This window comes from Alteromonas sp. ABV4_515 (assembly GCF_056160345.1).
Map to the genome: position 1 here is coordinate 448,247 of NZ_JBSWWZ010000004.1, position 14,783 is coordinate 463,029.

The 14,783-nt window shown below is 48.3% G+C and carries 14 protein-coding genes; 4 read left to right on the forward strand and 10 right to left on the reverse strand.

Annotated features, from left to right (window positions below):
* Positions 1-7 precede the first annotated feature (7 nt).
* From ACXAGX_RS12090 to ACXAGX_RS12100, 3 genes are read right to left on the reverse strand one after another with little or no spacing between them, the layout of a single operon-like run.
* The gene (locus ACXAGX_RS12090; RefSeq protein ID WP_474824103.1) at positions 8-958 is read right to left on the reverse strand and encodes a sulfotransferase family protein; all 951 of its coding nucleotides are present in this window, start codon (positions 956-958) and stop codon (positions 8-10) included.
* On the reverse strand, positions 959-1,888 hold the full coding sequence (locus ACXAGX_RS12095; RefSeq protein WP_474824105.1) for a glycosyltransferase family 2 protein: 930 nt from the start codon (positions 1,886-1,888) through the stop codon (positions 959-961). It abuts the gene before it with no gap.
* Between the two features lie 13 nt (positions 1,889-1,901).
* The gene (locus tag ACXAGX_RS12100; RefSeq protein WP_474824107.1) at positions 1,902-3,266 is read right to left on the reverse strand and encodes an O-antigen ligase family protein; all 1,365 of its coding nucleotides are present in this window, start codon (positions 3,264-3,266) and stop codon (positions 1,902-1,904) included.
* Positions 3,267-3,621: 355 nt separating this feature from the next.
* Between ACXAGX_RS12100 and ACXAGX_RS12105 the strand changes: the two genes are divergently transcribed.
* Positions 3,622-4,020: a c-type cytochrome gene (locus ACXAGX_RS12105; protein WP_474838599.1), complete on the forward strand. Its 399-nt coding sequence runs from the start codon at positions 3,622-3,624 to the stop codon at positions 4,018-4,020.
* A 177-nt stretch (positions 4,021-4,197) separates the two neighbouring features.
* Positions 4,198-6,795: a sensor domain-containing phosphodiesterase gene (locus ACXAGX_RS12110; protein ID WP_474838601.1), complete on the forward strand. Its 2,598-nt coding sequence runs from the start codon at positions 4,198-4,200 to the stop codon at positions 6,793-6,795.
* Positions 6,796-6,808: 13 nt separating this feature from the next.
* Here the strand turns inward: ACXAGX_RS12110 and rep are convergent, their stop codons facing one another.
* Positions 6,809-8,824, reverse strand: a complete 2,016-nt coding sequence (gene rep / locus ACXAGX_RS12115) for a DNA helicase Rep (protein ID WP_474838603.1) — start codon at positions 8,822-8,824, stop codon at positions 6,809-6,811.
* 119 nt (positions 8,825-8,943) lie between these two features.
* On the opposite strand from rep, the gene ubiK reads away from it, so the two are divergent.
* Positions 8,944-9,204: a ubiquinone biosynthesis accessory factor UbiK gene (ubiK, locus tag ACXAGX_RS12120; protein ID WP_070126080.1), complete on the forward strand. Its 261-nt coding sequence runs from the start codon at positions 8,944-8,946 to the stop codon at positions 9,202-9,204.
* A gap of 69 nt (positions 9,205-9,273) precedes the next feature.
* Here ubiK and ubiA read toward each other — a convergent pair whose 3' ends face one another.
* Both ubiA and ACXAGX_RS12130 read right to left on the reverse strand, forming a co-directional pair.
* Positions 9,274-10,155: a 4-hydroxybenzoate octaprenyltransferase gene (gene ubiA / locus ACXAGX_RS12125; protein WP_474838605.1), complete on the reverse strand. Its 882-nt coding sequence runs from the start codon at positions 10,153-10,155 to the stop codon at positions 9,274-9,276.
* 2 nt (positions 10,156-10,157) lie between these two features.
* Positions 10,158-10,697 (reverse strand): chorismate--pyruvate lyase family protein, encoded by a 540-nt coding sequence (locus tag ACXAGX_RS12130; protein ID WP_474824118.1) that lies wholly within the window; start codon positions 10,695-10,697, stop codon positions 10,158-10,160.
* Between the two features lie 173 nt (positions 10,698-10,870).
* Here ACXAGX_RS12130 and ACXAGX_RS12135 point away from each other — a divergent pair, with 173 nt between their 5' ends.
* Positions 10,871-11,284 (forward strand): flagellar basal body-associated protein FliL, encoded by a 414-nt coding sequence (locus tag ACXAGX_RS12135; RefSeq protein WP_474824120.1) that lies wholly within the window; start codon positions 10,871-10,873, stop codon positions 11,282-11,284.
* 19 nt (positions 11,285-11,303) lie between these two features.
* Here the strand turns inward: ACXAGX_RS12135 and glpG are convergent, their stop codons facing one another.
* Genes glpG through ACXAGX_RS12155 form a run of 4 tightly spaced genes read right to left on the reverse strand, consistent with a single transcriptional unit; the run spans position 11,304 to position 14,703 of the window.
* Positions 11,304-12,167, reverse strand: a complete 864-nt coding sequence (glpG, locus tag ACXAGX_RS12140) for a rhomboid family intramembrane serine protease GlpG (protein WP_474838607.1) — start codon at positions 12,165-12,167, stop codon at positions 11,304-11,306.
* 2 nt (positions 12,168-12,169) lie between these two features.
* Entirely contained in the window at positions 12,170-12,481 is a 312-nt protein-coding gene (glpE, locus tag ACXAGX_RS12145; RefSeq protein ID WP_070126084.1) for a thiosulfate sulfurtransferase GlpE, read from the reverse strand.
* A gap of 5 nt (positions 12,482-12,486) precedes the next feature.
* Positions 12,487-13,509: an L-threonine 3-dehydrogenase gene (tdh, locus tag ACXAGX_RS12150; protein ID WP_070126085.1), complete on the reverse strand. Its 1,023-nt coding sequence runs from the start codon at positions 13,507-13,509 to the stop codon at positions 12,487-12,489.
* Positions 13,510-14,703, reverse strand: a complete 1,194-nt coding sequence (locus tag ACXAGX_RS12155) for a glycine C-acetyltransferase (protein WP_474838610.1) — start codon at positions 14,701-14,703, stop codon at positions 13,510-13,512. It lies immediately after the preceding gene.
* Positions 14,704-14,783 lie beyond the last annotated feature (80 nt).

The following is a 14,783-nucleotide window of genomic DNA, read 5'->3' on the forward strand; positions in this document are numbered from 1 at the left end:
AGCACGCTTACCATTGCCATTTCTTTTTGCGCAACGACATTTCTATTTTCTTCAGTGGCCAGCTTAGTTTCCACCATAAAGAACGGTATGCGTTTACAAAGAGGTGACGGAAATAGACTTCTTCCTGCTTTACTGAGCGTAAATGCTCTACCAACACAGGGTTCATGCGACTTAAGTATTGTTCGTAGCGCGCTTTTACTGCGCGTACATCTTCGTCGCTCACTTCAGGCTGTGAAAGCGCGGTATAGAGGTCGACTGCAATATCAGACAACTCGCCAGCGGGCATGGTTTTCTGCTTCTGATTTTGCATGCTTTTATCTACAAAATTCAGATCCATACTGTCTATATCGATATCAAGCGCGGCGCACTCTGCAATTCTGCGCGCGATGGCTTTGGGCTGCTCGAGTAAGTCAGGATAAGTCACAATGCAGCGTTCCTGCTCGTCACTGCAGAAGTAACCCGTAAATGTGTGGTTCAGCCACAGCATTAGCGATTTATCTAACGAAAAGCCATTTCGCTTAGTCAGAGAGCCACACACTTCTACCGGCGGACGCACCATTAACACGTATGTAGTTTTAACATTAAGCTTATTAAAAACCTGTTTCCAGAATGGCATGAGCAATGTGGTGCGCGGATCTTTCATGCCCCATAACGGCTTATTGCCATAGTCGGTTTTCAGCATATCTGCCGCATGAGGAAGTGCTTTTTGAATGGCGCTGTCGTTGTTGTCGGCAAACGCATGGGCGAGTGGATCATCCCACGACCAGCATTTCTCATCGAACAGGCGCTCGTTCATTTCGACAACCAGGGAATTTTCGTAAAACCCTTTTTCATTCACGCCTTTTTGCGGCGCGAACAACGACGACCCCATAAATACACCCAGTTCAGCTAATAGGCCCGAAATGGCCGACGTGCCGCTGCGATGCATTCCTATAACGATAATGGCTTTCTGTTGCATTCAGGCTGCTCTTTTTACTGATTTACGAGCGGCTTTTGCTTTTTTCAGCAATGACGCAGGCATAAGTTTCAGACCAATCCCTTTGATCAGTAGCTGAACTTTTAACGGTTTGATTTTCCAGGCATCGAGATAGCACTGCCCGGCAAGGTCCGGCTTGTTCTGATAAAAAAGGTTTCCGGCATAGTGCAGGTAGATTTTGTGTTCTGCTAGGCGACATTCTTCGCGCTCAGCTTCGCTCACCTCTGGCATTGCGGCAATTTTTCTCACGCAGACCAAATCGGCTATCAACATTTTCATTTGATTCATGGAGTAGTTTTCGCCATGAATGTAGTACACCGCCAATGGTTCTTTTACCACCGCCAGTTTTGAGATACGCGCTACGCGCAGCCATACATGTCGGTCGTCTACACCGTGCAGTTCGCGGCTATCATCGAAACCGCCGATATCTTCTAAAATGGACTTTCTAACCAGTGCTGTGCAGCAGGAAATGAAATTCACATCTAACAATTCGTGAAAGCAGCGCCCTTCTATTTCCGGTTTGCTGTAATCGGTTTCGCCCATGCGCTGAATTTCAACCCAGCTGTACACCAGGCCAACGTCAGGGTCGTCGAATCGAGGAAGTTGCTTTTCTAGCTTTGTTGGCTTCCATTGGTCGTCCTGATCGCAGAACCCAATGACATCGCCCTCAGAAACACCGATACCGTAATTTCGGGCAGAGGCCACCCCACCGTTTTCCTTTTTGAAGTAACGGACTCGCGGGTCGCTTTCAAATGCCTGAATTACTTCATAAGAATTATCGGAAGAGCCGTCGTCTACTAGCAAGATTTCAAAGTTGCTGTAGGTCTGCGCAAGCAAACTATTGATGCACGCCTCCAGCGTTTTAGCGCCGTTATAAACGGCAACAATGATGCTTGCTTTTAAATTACTCAAACTTAATAACCTCTTACCGAATTGTGAGCAGGAATCTGATGATCAGATACAGAACGATCAGACTTCCGGCGCTGCACACCGCAACCCGGGCCACTGTTGCCGCTGTAATTTTAAGGTCGAACTGAGGGTAAGATTTTTGCACCCGCATGTACGACGCAGCTACGAATGCGGCGAATACGTAGAAATAGAGAATATAGCTTCGACTAATAAAGAAGGCGGTGGAACAATAGCCAATCATTGCAATAGAAAGGTAGATATTTAACGATTGCTCTTGGCGTAAAGCGTCACCTTTTGGCCCTTCGATGGCGGGCAATTTTGCGATGCGGTACGCCATCACAAAAATCAGCAGGATAAACGTCATCCACAAGGTATAACCGATGGCCCCGAGTTCTGACATCACCGTAACGAAACTGTTATGGGCTACTTTGGAGTGATATTCCAAAAACCGATCTTTACCGAAGCCAAATAGTGGGCGGTATTTCACCATTTGAATACCTTCATACCAGGCTGTCAGACGGTCTTGTACACTTTTATCTTCTAAACCGATGGTACGGAACGAGGCTAATGCCACCCCAACTATCGGCAGTGAAAGCGCCGTGAGGATCATGAACTTCACCCGGCCGAAGCGCACAAAAATGTACGCGGCAATCACCGCTAACGACCCAACCAAAGAGCCTCGACTTCCGGTCCAGTATATACCAACAAATAGCGCCGCCATGATGCCCAACGACAGCATGCGAATCATAAAGCTTTTGGTGTTAACCAGAAAATACATGGCAATAGGAATGTTCATCACCAAGAACATGCCCATATCGTTAGGGTCGTGGAAAATACCCACGTAACGCACCTGCATCATGGCGTCATCACCAGAACCCCGGAATATCGCATTCTCCGCCCATCCCATACCCAACGGATCGCCAATCTGGAACCACGCCTGATGGACCATGATGACGCAGGCCATTAACGAGATAAACAGAATAATCCGTTGCCTTCTAAGCGACACAAGAAAGCCTAGAAACAGAATAAACGGCAGTATGTCTGAGGTTACCCACTCGGTAACGAAGGTAAGATCACTGAAGAATCGCCTCGCCCTCATTTCCGACAACAGCATGAAGAAGAACATCACCACCATTATGGTGGCTTGCCAGTTCCACTTCTTCGGACTTAGCGTTGTGACGTAGAAGATAAACGTAATGATGAGGAACGTACGCAGGATGGGCAGTTCCGTTTCAAATATCGGCCATTCATGGGGGCGAATAAATACCAGCGCGGTATAAACACAAAGCAAGAAGAAGCCAAATGGCGAAGTAGCTTCGGTATTAGTGGGCTTAAACTTGTGTGCGGTAGGCCGGTTGGGCGCTATTTGCTGTTCACTCACAACAACAACCCCTTATTGCACTAACACGCGCCAAGGTAGAGCTGCATTCAGCATCCATGCAATTCGAACAATAATTCATCACTTCCAGTACCGGGTTATACTACATTTAGCGCTTAAAGCAGGCAGAATAAACAGTATTCACACCGTATTCAACTAAAGCTCGCGCCCTTATTAACACCATCGTATGCTATACGATATCTGTAGCATAAAGATCGCGATAATTTATGACATCAATCATTATTAACGCTATTTCACACAGTTTTTGTAGGTATTTATGTTCAAAATGTTGTCGGAGACTTTTTAACCGCTATAATCAGTCAATTACAGACTTTAAGACCGTTGCCTGGAGACAAAAGTGAAAGTTAAAGCATTGATAGCTATGGCTGTTTCGCTGGGTTTGAGCGTTGCTCATGCACAGGAAATGTCAGACGAAGCGATTAAAGAAAGAACAAAACCCTATGGCGAATTAAATGTTGCGGGTGCACAAACTGCAGCAGCAACCTCAGCAAAGGCACGTACTCCGGAAGAAATTTTTAACGGCGCTTGTGCAATGTGTCATGCATCGGGTTTGATGGGTGCGCCGCGCGCTAATAACGCTGCAGACTGGCAGCCTCGTTTAGATGAGCGTGGTCTGGACGGTGTTTGGCAAAATGCACTTAATGGTATTAACGCCATGCCGCCAAGAGGCACGTGTACAGATTGTAGCGATGACGACATCAAAGCGACCATCGAATACATGATTGAGGGCATTTAACACCTGCTAAAACCCCCGACAGTTTTCACCACAGGCTGTCGGGTATTCTCTACCATACCTGAACAAGGCATTTCTAGCCCGTTCACCGCAATTTTGTCTCATTAAGTAGCGTTTTTAATACAGATCGGTTAATTTATTGTCGAAAATAAAAACCTATAATAAAGCGACACAAATCTGATGTCTTCAAAGTCAACGCAGTATGAGTTGTCAGAAGAGGAGCTTCGGGAACTTATTCCGCAGTTACAGCAACTCACTGATAAGTACAAACGTGCGGAACGAGTACAAAAAGCACTTTTTGATATTGCTGAACTGGCCAGTTCGGTAAGTAATCTTAGTCGCCTTTATCCAGCCATTCACGAAATTATCGGCGACTTCATGATCGCAGATAACTTCTTCGTTGCGTTTTACGAAAAAGAAGCAAACCTCATTGATTTTGCTTACTTTGTTGACGAATTCGACGAACAAACAATCAAACAAATTCCTGCTGAGTCTCTGATGGACGGGATTACCGGCCATATTCTTCGCACCGGCAAACACGTATTCCTTGAAAGCGAAAATCAAGATGCTTTCGCCGCCGAAACCGGCGTTTCCATGGTAGGCGCTACGCCTCATCAATTCCTCGGTGTGCCACTGAAACGGGGTTCACAGGTTATTGGTGCCATGGTAGTACAAACCTACGATAGTTCTGTGAGTTACTCTGATGAAGATCTCGAAGTACTCTTGTTTGTGTCGCAACACATTGTGACGACGGTAGACCGGGTGAAAAACCGCGAGCTCACAGAGCGCACTATCCGCGAAAGAACCCGACAGCTTCGTACAATCAACGATGAGCTCCAGGAAGAAATATTAGAGCGTCAACGAGTAGAAACACTGCAACAGGCGCTGTACGAGATATCTGAACTTGCGGCCAACCTTGAAGGCGATATGGATGCCTTCTACGCCAGCATTCATAATATTCTGGCGCGTTTGATTAGCGCACCGAACTGCTATATCGCGATCCTTGATGAATCGGGCAACCACCTCGACTTCCCGTATTTCAGCGATACCATGAACGAATCGGTGTCTCGTCGTCCGTTGGGATTAGGTCTTACTGAATTTGTACTGCGTAGTGGTCAAACTGAACTGATTAACCCGCCCCGGGTACTTGAACTGGCTGAAAGTGGCGAGTTGGATGTATCCACTGCTCAGAAAATGCTAAAAAGTGCCAACTCCTGGCTGGGTTCACCGCTCATTGTCGATGGCAAAATTTCGGGTGTAATTGGTATCCAGACCTACGGTAAGTTGGCCAAATACACAGGCAAAGATCTCGAGCTATTGCGCTTCGTTTCTCACCACATTGCAGCGGCAATAGGTCGAAAACGCAGTACCGACGCGATTCAGCAATACAATGCGTTACTAGAAGAAAAAGTAGCCGAGCGCACAAGAGAGTTAGACGCCACAAACTCTTATCTGAAGCAGCAGATTGAAGAGCGTAAGGTTATTGAGTTAAAGCTAATTCACGATGCGCACCACGATAGCCTTACCGACCTGCCAAACCGCGCCATGTTTGCCAGTCGTTTAGAGCTTGCCGTTGCCAACAAACAGCGCTATCCGGATAATTTATTCGCGGTGTTGTTTATCGACCTCGACCGTTTTAAAACTATCAACGACACATTAGGCCACCACGCAGGTGATGAATTCCTCATAGAAGTAGCGCACCGTATTTCTCTGTGTATTCGGGGCCATGATCTGCTTGCTCGCCTGGGCGGCGATGAGTTTGTTGTGCTGCTGGATAACTTTGAGGAAGCCGAGGTCGTTGAAGATGTTGCTTCGCGGATAATCGAAGCCATTTCTCAACCCTTTGTGCTTGATGGTAAAGAGATGTACAGCGGGGCCAGTATCGGTATTGCCCACCTGGAAACCTACTATCGCACCGCCGATGAAGTACTTCGCGATGCCGATGCAGCTATGTATCAAGCGAAAACCATTGGTCGCGGTCGCTTTGTGATGTTTGATAAGTCTATGCGCGACCGGCTAATAGAAGAGCTTGAACTCGAAAACGAGTTTCGTCGTGCATTACGCGATGAAGAATTCGAATGTTATATGCAGCCTGTCATCGATCTTCGCGCCAATTCCGTGCTGTACCACGAAATGTATGTTCGCTGGGTGCATCCGGCACATGGAAAGGTAGACAGAGAAAACTTCAGACGGGTTGCTGAGCACAGTGGATTAACCCTGGATCTCGATTTATACCAGTTGAATAAGGCCTGCTCGCTCATCAGACACGATGCAAAACAGGCGGGTGAAATTGGAAAGATTGCGGTGAATGTTTCGATAAATCATCTACTTCAGGCTTCACTGGTGAATAAAATCTTAGATCTGGTAACACAATGGGGTATTGAGCCCGGCCGCTTGGTTTTTGAATTCGACGAAAATGATTTGAATCGCCGCTCGCAATATATCCTGCCTGCAATCAAGAAGCTCAAACGTGCAGGTGTAACACTCGTATTGGATAACTTCGGCAGCGGTTTAGCGTCGCTAAGTTATTTGTTTGCCTATCCCTTCGACTTTATCAAAATAGACCACCGTTTCGTTAAGTCTCTACCCCGCTCTCAGCGCAACCTTAAGTTAATTCAGTCGGTCATGCTGATATCAGAGCACCTTAAGTTCGATGTTATTGCTGAAGGTGTGAATGCCAAAGCGCAGCTCAACGCGCTCAATGAAATTGAATGTCACTATGCGCAAGGAAAGATCCTGTCTTCGCCACAACAGGTAACACGACAAAAAAGTGCGTAAATAGAATGGGGAACTATTTCTTCCCCAACATGGCTTTTAAACTGGCCAGTCCGGCTTCGTTGGTTTTCTTTTGCTGATCGGCGGTGGGTTTCGCCTTTTTCTCTTCCCATACCACGTCGTCTACGGGTAATTCATAGAGAAAACGGCTTGGCTCAGGGTTGATCACTTCGCCAAATTGTCGGCGCTCTTTAGCTAGACTGAAAATCAGTTCGCGCTGTGCACGGGTAATACCTACGTAAGCGAGGCGACGCTCCTCTTCCACGTTATCTTCATCAATGCTGCTTTGGTGCGGCAGTAAGCCTTCTTCCATACCCACCAGAAACACAATCGGAAATTCCAGACCTTTCGAGGCGTGCAGTGTCATAAGCTGAACTTGATCAGCTTCGCTGTCTTCTTCGCCTCGCTCCATCATGTCACGCAAGATAAGGCGGTTCACCACTTCCTGCATAGTCATAGGCGCATCGAGGTCGTTTCCTTCCAGCATATCTGTAACCCAGCCAAATAAGGTACTTACGTTGGCCATGGCCATTTCAGCGGCTTTCGGGCTAGGGCTGTGTTCGTAAAGGAACTCTTCGTACTGCATAGAGCGAATCATGTCTCGCAATACGGCTTTACTGTCGCCGCGCACAACGTTATCAGAGGTTTCCACAACCCAGCGTCCAAAACCGGCAACGCGCTGATAGGCAGACTCACCTAACACACCAGATAGCCCGGAATGGGTGGTAGCGGCGAACAGCGAAATGCCCACCTGATTAGCAAAGTTACCCAGCTTCTCTAACGTAGCACGACCAATACCCCGATTAGGCGTATTTACCACGCGCAAAAAGGCATTGTCGTCATCCTGATTCACCAGCAGGCGCAGGTACGCCATGATGTCTTTTACTTCGGTGCGGCCAAAGAACGACATCCCGCCGTTGATGCGGTAAGGAATGCGGTTACTCATCAGCAGCTTCTCAAACAAGCGGCTCTGGTGATTACCCCGATATAGAATGGCGTAGTCTTTGAACGACGTACGGTTCATGAATTTATGTGCGATAAGCTCAGCCACAACTCGCTCGGCTTCGTGTTCTTCGTTCTTTGCCGACAACACGCGGAGCGGTTCACCGTAGCCCATTTCTGAAAACAGAGTTTTATCGAATAAATGGGGATTGTTCTGAATGAGTATGTTGGCGCAATGCAGAATACGGCCGGAGGAGCGGTAGTTTTGCTGCAGCTTAATCACATTCAGTTTGGGGAAGTCTTCTTGAAGTAAATGCAGGTTCTGCGGGCGGGCTCCGCGCCAGGAATAAATTGACTGGTCGTCGTCGCCAACCACAGTAAACCGTGCCCGTTCGCCAACAAGCAGCTTCACAAGCTCATACTGGCTGGTGTTGGTATCTTGATATTCGTCTACCAGCAAATAGCGAATTTTGCTCTGCCATTTCAGTCGCACACTCTCGTTTGTTTTCAGCAACAAGGTTGGCAGCAAAATGAGATCATCAAAATCTAATGCGTTATAGGCCCGCAAGTGATTCTGATAGTGGCGGTACGCTTCGGCAAATTCACGCTCACCGGCACTGGTGGCTTTCTTCGCCAGCGCATCGGGCAGAAGCAGGTCGTTTTTCCAGTTGGAAATGCAGCTTTGCAGCATGCTCAACTGGTCTTTATCACCGTCAATCGTATCTTCGGTCAGGTCGTTCAGCAGCGCAGTGGAGTCTTTGTCGTCGAAAAGCGAGAAGCCTGGTTTCAGGCCAAGCTCTTTAACGTGCGCTTTAATAATGGTCAGACCGAGGGTGTGAAACGTACACACTTTCAAGCCGCGGGCTTCCTGCTTACCCAGGGTTTGCCCCACCCGCTCCTTCATTTCCCGGGCGGCTTTGTTGGTAAAGGTTACCGCTGCGATTTGCCGGGCGGGCAAGTCGCACTCGCGCACCAGGTGAGCAATTTTATTGGTGATCACGCGGGTTTTACCACTACCGGCACCAGCCAGAACCAGACAAGGTCCGGAAACATACGTCACGGCAGATTGTTGAGCGTCGTTTAACTTCATATTCAGTGGGAGCGAGCTATGGGGTTGAGAGAATGACGGTTTTTTAATTGCATGTGTGTCGCATCTATTTAGAATATGAAACACAAAGTCGCGATGATGCGCATTATAAAGGAAATACTATGCTTGATCCGAAAAAACTCGAAGAAATCGCCAAACAAATTTCTGATGCTGTGCCGCCGGGCGTACGCAATATGGCAGAAGGTGCCGAGGCCCGTGTTAAGCAGGTTTTGCAGGCGCAACTGAGCAAACTGGACCTGGTAACCCGGGAAGAGTTCGACATTCAAAGCCAGGTGCTGATCCGTACTCGAGAAAAGCTAGAAGCTATGGAAGCGCGATTAGCTGCCTTGGAAGAAAAGCAAAGCGCGTTGCCGAAAGAATAAGATCCCGAGCGCTGTTGCCGAAACGGACGAACCGGTAACAGCGCTAGCAATGTTCTTCAGCGTTTTGGCTTACATCGCTGCCAATGCAATTCTGTCCATCAATAACCCCACCGCAAAAACCAATCCTACGTAATGGTTATCTAAGAAGGCTTTGAAACAGGCCATGCGCTCTCGTTCACGGGTTTCGTAAGACTGAAAGGCAAACAGCAGCGCGCACGCCACCAGCGCAAAGTACACCGGCCACCCGTATGCTAAACACTGGGCAATGGTGAACAGCAATATCAGTGTGACCCCCTGCAGCACGCCAATGATCAATCTGTCGTACTGACCAAACAAGATAGCCGATGATTTTATGCCTACGATTAGGTCGTCATCGCGGTCGACCATGGCGTAATACGTGTCGTATGCAATGGTCCAGGTAAGATTTGCAATAAACAGCAACCAACCTTCCAGTGGCACTGAGCCCTGAATGGCGGCAAAGGCCATGGGGATTGCCCAGCCAAATGCAGCTCCCAATACCGCTTGCGGCATGTGCGTATATCGCTTCATAAACGGATAACTGGCCGCCAGAAATAGCGCCACAACCGACAAGGCAATGGTCTGCCAATTCAGCATGAGCACCAGAATAAACGATAAGCCCACCAGCAAGGCGAACAATTGCAGCGCCTCCCGTTCAGTTACCGTGCCCGCCACCAATGGCCGTGCGTTTGTGCGCTTTACGCTGCCATCCACTTTTCTGTCGGCGTAATCGTTAATAACGCATCCGGCAGAGCGCATTAGCACCACACCGGCAATAAATATCAGCGTAATACCCAAACTGGGTAAGCCGTCTGCGGCGATGACTACAGCCCAGATCGTCGGCCACAGCAGCAGATAAATGCCGATAGGTTTATCCAGGCGGGTAAGCTGCATGTAGGCGCGCCAGTTACTGAATGACAACTCGAGTGACATAATTAACTATCCGTTTGATACAAAGGCGATGCAGGAAGAAACAACTCTGCCACCAATAAAGCGTGCTGCTGAAAATAGAAAACTGACCGACGCCCCCACAGCGGCAATTCTATTTCAGGTGTGAAGGCAGTATGTCGAATGCGGCAAACCTCGAACTCGCCACGTCTGAATCGGGCATCGTTAAACAGTCGGCGCCCAAGGGGCTCTTCACCCAGTTGGTTAAACTCAGAAGACATGAGCTCAGGAGGAATAACCGAGCGCGCGAACACCCACGGACGTTCATCGCCACACAGCAATACCTCGCGAACGGTGTGATTGTCGGTGCCGTTAATGTGAAGACTTTGACGTTCACAAGCATGTAATTTTGCCTCACCTTCACCAATTAGCGTTAAATTAAAAACGCTGCACGCACTTTCAATGCGATCAGTCAGTGAACCGCTATCCTGAAGCCAGCTGCGAATATGACTGGGTAAGTGGGGATAACGTGAAAGTGGTTCCCAGACTACATCCAGCCCAATTGGAAACGAAAAATCCTGTTGCAATGCCTGTTCACCTGAAAATCGGAAGGCCGTATCTTAGCATTGGTATATCCGATAGCCCAAAACCTCTCACAAAGATACTTATTCTAGCCTTTTTATTGAGTGTTTATTTTCCGCCTTTTGCTACACTAAATAAGACTTAAACAACGCCATCTATCGGTACGATATTGAATCTTATGAAAAAATTATCACTGCGATTGTTAGCTACGATATCACTTCTGTGTAGCCTGCTCAGTTTTTCTTCTCACGCACAAGACGCACCAAACTTTGGTTACCTGAGCCTGGAGCCGGATATCATTACCAATTACATTGGCACATCGTCGAAGAAACTGGGCTTTGTTCGTGTAACCGTAGAACTGATGATAGACAATGTTGATGTACTGGAAATAGCTGAACATCACTTGCCGCTATTGCGCGCCACCACCATAGAAATTTTTGGTCAGCAGCCTGAAGATAAAGTGAAATCGCTTACCGGACGTGAAGATATCCGGCAGGCAATTTTAAAAGCATTACAAGATCACATGCGTAAAGAAACTGGCGCGCCCATTGTGAAAGACGTTATCTTCACCAAGTATCTGTATCACAGCTAATACGACTATGAGCAACGGCTCAGGCAGATTTGCGTCTGCCTGCGCCAAGCGCTAAAACAGCGGCAATTAAGCAACCACTTATTAGCCCCACGGTGTGCGCCGTGTTCGCCATGTTTACCCACAGCACATCGGTATAACCCAGCACTAACCAAATCAGCATGAAAATCACGATAGATTTGGGAATGTACAATCCCCAGTTCGGTTTCAGCCAGCCAATCCACCAGGCAAATCCCAACACGGCATACACCACTCCCGACAACCCACCAAATGCAGGACCACTTACAATCGCCTGAGCGAGGTTGGACGCCACGGCCGATACCAGGAAAACCACCAGCAACATAGTAAAGCCAAATATACGCTCTATCTGGCTGCCTATCATGCTCCACCACAGCACATTAAAAATAAAATGTATCGCGGAAAAGTGAATAAACGCGGGGGTAATTAACCGCCAGTATTCATGGGTTTGTTGCAACTGGCCGAATGGCTGCATCTTGAGATATTGCTCGACGTAACCAAAAAAGCCAAGCCAGGAAAGGGCGTAAACCAGAGTACAGATAAACAGAACGGAAGCTGCGAAGGGCGCTTCTTTTGCCCAGTTCATCAAGTTGCCAATTTTGAGATTATTCGTGCGGGATGGATGCAGTGCGACTTGCTCACCACTTTCCCAGGCCGCCTGTTGGTACTTTGGATGACGGGGCTGACGAAGGAACTCTTCGCAAATTGCCTTTGCGTCTTCCACTCGTGCATCGTCTTCTAGCACGATTACGTACTCCCCCTCTTTTTGAGAGGGCAGTACGTGGGCAATTAATTGCTGACTAGTGAGGTAATTGGCAAGAAGGTGAGCATAACTTTCGTTGTTGATGGCGATTAATGGAGTGCTCACGCTTATTCTGTCACCACCTGTTGAGACAGTTTCCAGCTTTCGAAGCCACCGTCCATGCTGTAAACATTTTTAAAGCCCTGCTGGGCGATCACGGTGGCCGCCTGCTGGCTACTGACACCGTGATAGCACACCACCAGCACCGGTTTTTCTTCGGCGGTGTTATTAAGAAATTCAGCGAAGTTATCGTTACTCAGATGCAACGCACCGGGCATATGGCCCATAGAGAAAGATTGCGGATCGCGAATATCAACGACAGCAAACTCTTCGAGTTTGTCCGCCGCATCCTGAATACTGATATGCTGAAAATCTGACATGCTGATTACCAATTAAGAATAACTTTTCCTGATTGCCCGGAACCCATGGTGTCGAATCCTTGCTGGAATTCATCGATACCAAACTGATGCGTAATAATGGGCGAAATATCCAGGCCACTTTGTAACAGACTGGCCATTTTGTACCAGGTTTCGAACATCTCACGACCATAAATACCCTTGATCGTCAGACCTTTAAAAATAACCTGGTTCCAGTCTACCGCCACATCGGTTGGCGGAATGCCCAGCATAGCAACCTTTCCACCATTATTCATCTTGTCGAGCATGTCGCGGAAGGCCACCGGTACACCAGACATCTCCAGACCCACATCGAAGCCCTCGGTCATGCCCAGCTCTTTCATAACATCAGACAATGACGTTGTGCCGACGTTCACCGCGCGGGTTGCCCCCATTTTCTCTGCCAGCGCCAGACGGTACGGGTTGAGATCGGTAATCACCACGTGACGTGCACCTACATGCTTCGCGACCGCGGCGGCCATAATACCAATAGGGCCAGCACCGGTGATCAGCACATCTTCACCAACCAAATCAAAAGACAGCGCAGTGTGTACGGCATTACCAAACGGGTCGAAGATAGACGCCATATCATCGCTGATATTATCTGGAATACGAAACGCATTGAACGCCGGGATCACCAGATATTCAGCAAATGCACCCGCGCGGTTTACGCCTACGCCTTCGGTGTTGCGACACAGGTGACGACGACCGGCACGACAGTTACGGCAATGACCACAAGTAATATGACCTTCACCAGATACACGATCGCCAATTTTAAACCCGGCCACTTCCTGGCCCATGCCCACGACTTCGCCTACGTACTCATGGCCAACCACCATAGGAACGGGAATGGTTTTTTGCGACCATTCGTCCCAGTTGTAGATGTGCATGTCGGTGCCGCAAATAGCGGTTTTACGAATTTTAATCAGCAGGTCGTTGTGACCCACTTCCGGCTCAGGGGTGTCCTGCAGCCAGATCCCCGGTTCGCGGTGCGCTTTAACCAGTGACTTCATTTAAATAACTCCAAGCTCTTTGCCCACTTCGATAAAGGCATCTACTGCTTTATCCACATGCGCAATGGTGTGACCGGCAGACATCTGCGTTCGAATACGCGCTTGTCCTTTCGGCACCACCGGATAAGAAAAACCAACCACATAAATGCCTTTCTTCAACATCTTATCGGCCATTTCGCTCGCCAAACGGGCATCGCCCAGCATCACAGGAATAATCGCGTGATCTTTCCCTGCCAGGGTAAATCCGGCTTCTTCCATGCGAGTGCGGAAATGTACGGCGTTTTTCCACAGTTGTTCACGTAACGCGTGACCATCGGCCATCATGTCGAACACTTTCAGCGAGGCAGACACAATGGGTGGCGCAACGGAATTAGAGAACAGATAAGGGCGCGAACGCTGACGCAGCCACTCAACAATTTCTTTTTTACCTGAGGTGTAGCCGCCTGAAGCACCGCCCAGGGCTTTACCTAAAGTACCGGTGATGATGTCTACACGACCCATTACATCGCAGTACTCATGACTACCACGGCCATTTGCACCCAGGAAGCCGGTGGCGTGGCAGTCATCCACCATCACCATGGCGTCATATTTGTCAGCCAGATCGCACACACCTTTGAGGTTTGCGATTACGCCATCCATAGAAAACACACCGTCGGTGGCGATAATTTTAAACCGTGCACCATCGGCTACGGCTTGTTTAAGCTGTTCTTCCAGCGCTTCCATGTCGTTATTGGCATACCGATAGCGCTTCGCTTTTGACAGCCGAACACCGTCGATGATGCTGGCATGGTTCAATGCATCAGAAATGATGGCGTCTTCCGGGCCTAATAAGGTTTCAAACAAACCGCCATTGGCGTCGAAGCACGACGGATACAAAATAGTGTCTTCGGTACCGAGAAAATCACTGATTTTAGTTTCAAGTTGTTTGTGAATATCTTGGGTACCACAGATAAAGCGCACTGAGGCCATGCCAAAACCGTGACTGTCTAGGCCTTCTTTCGCCGCTGCGATCAGGTCGTCATGATTCGCCAGTCCGAGGTAATTGTTCGCACAGAAGTTGATAACTTCACTGCCATCATCTACAGCAATATCGGCCTGTTGCTGCGAAGTGATTACTCGCTCACTTTTATACAAACCTTCTTGTTTTACTTCTTCGATCTGCTGTTGCAAATGCGTGATAAACGCCTGTGTCATGTTTCTCTCCGTCGTCGAAAACACGTATTCTAATGAATGGGATATGTTGGGTACAGCCTTTGGTTTATAGGGGTTCACCG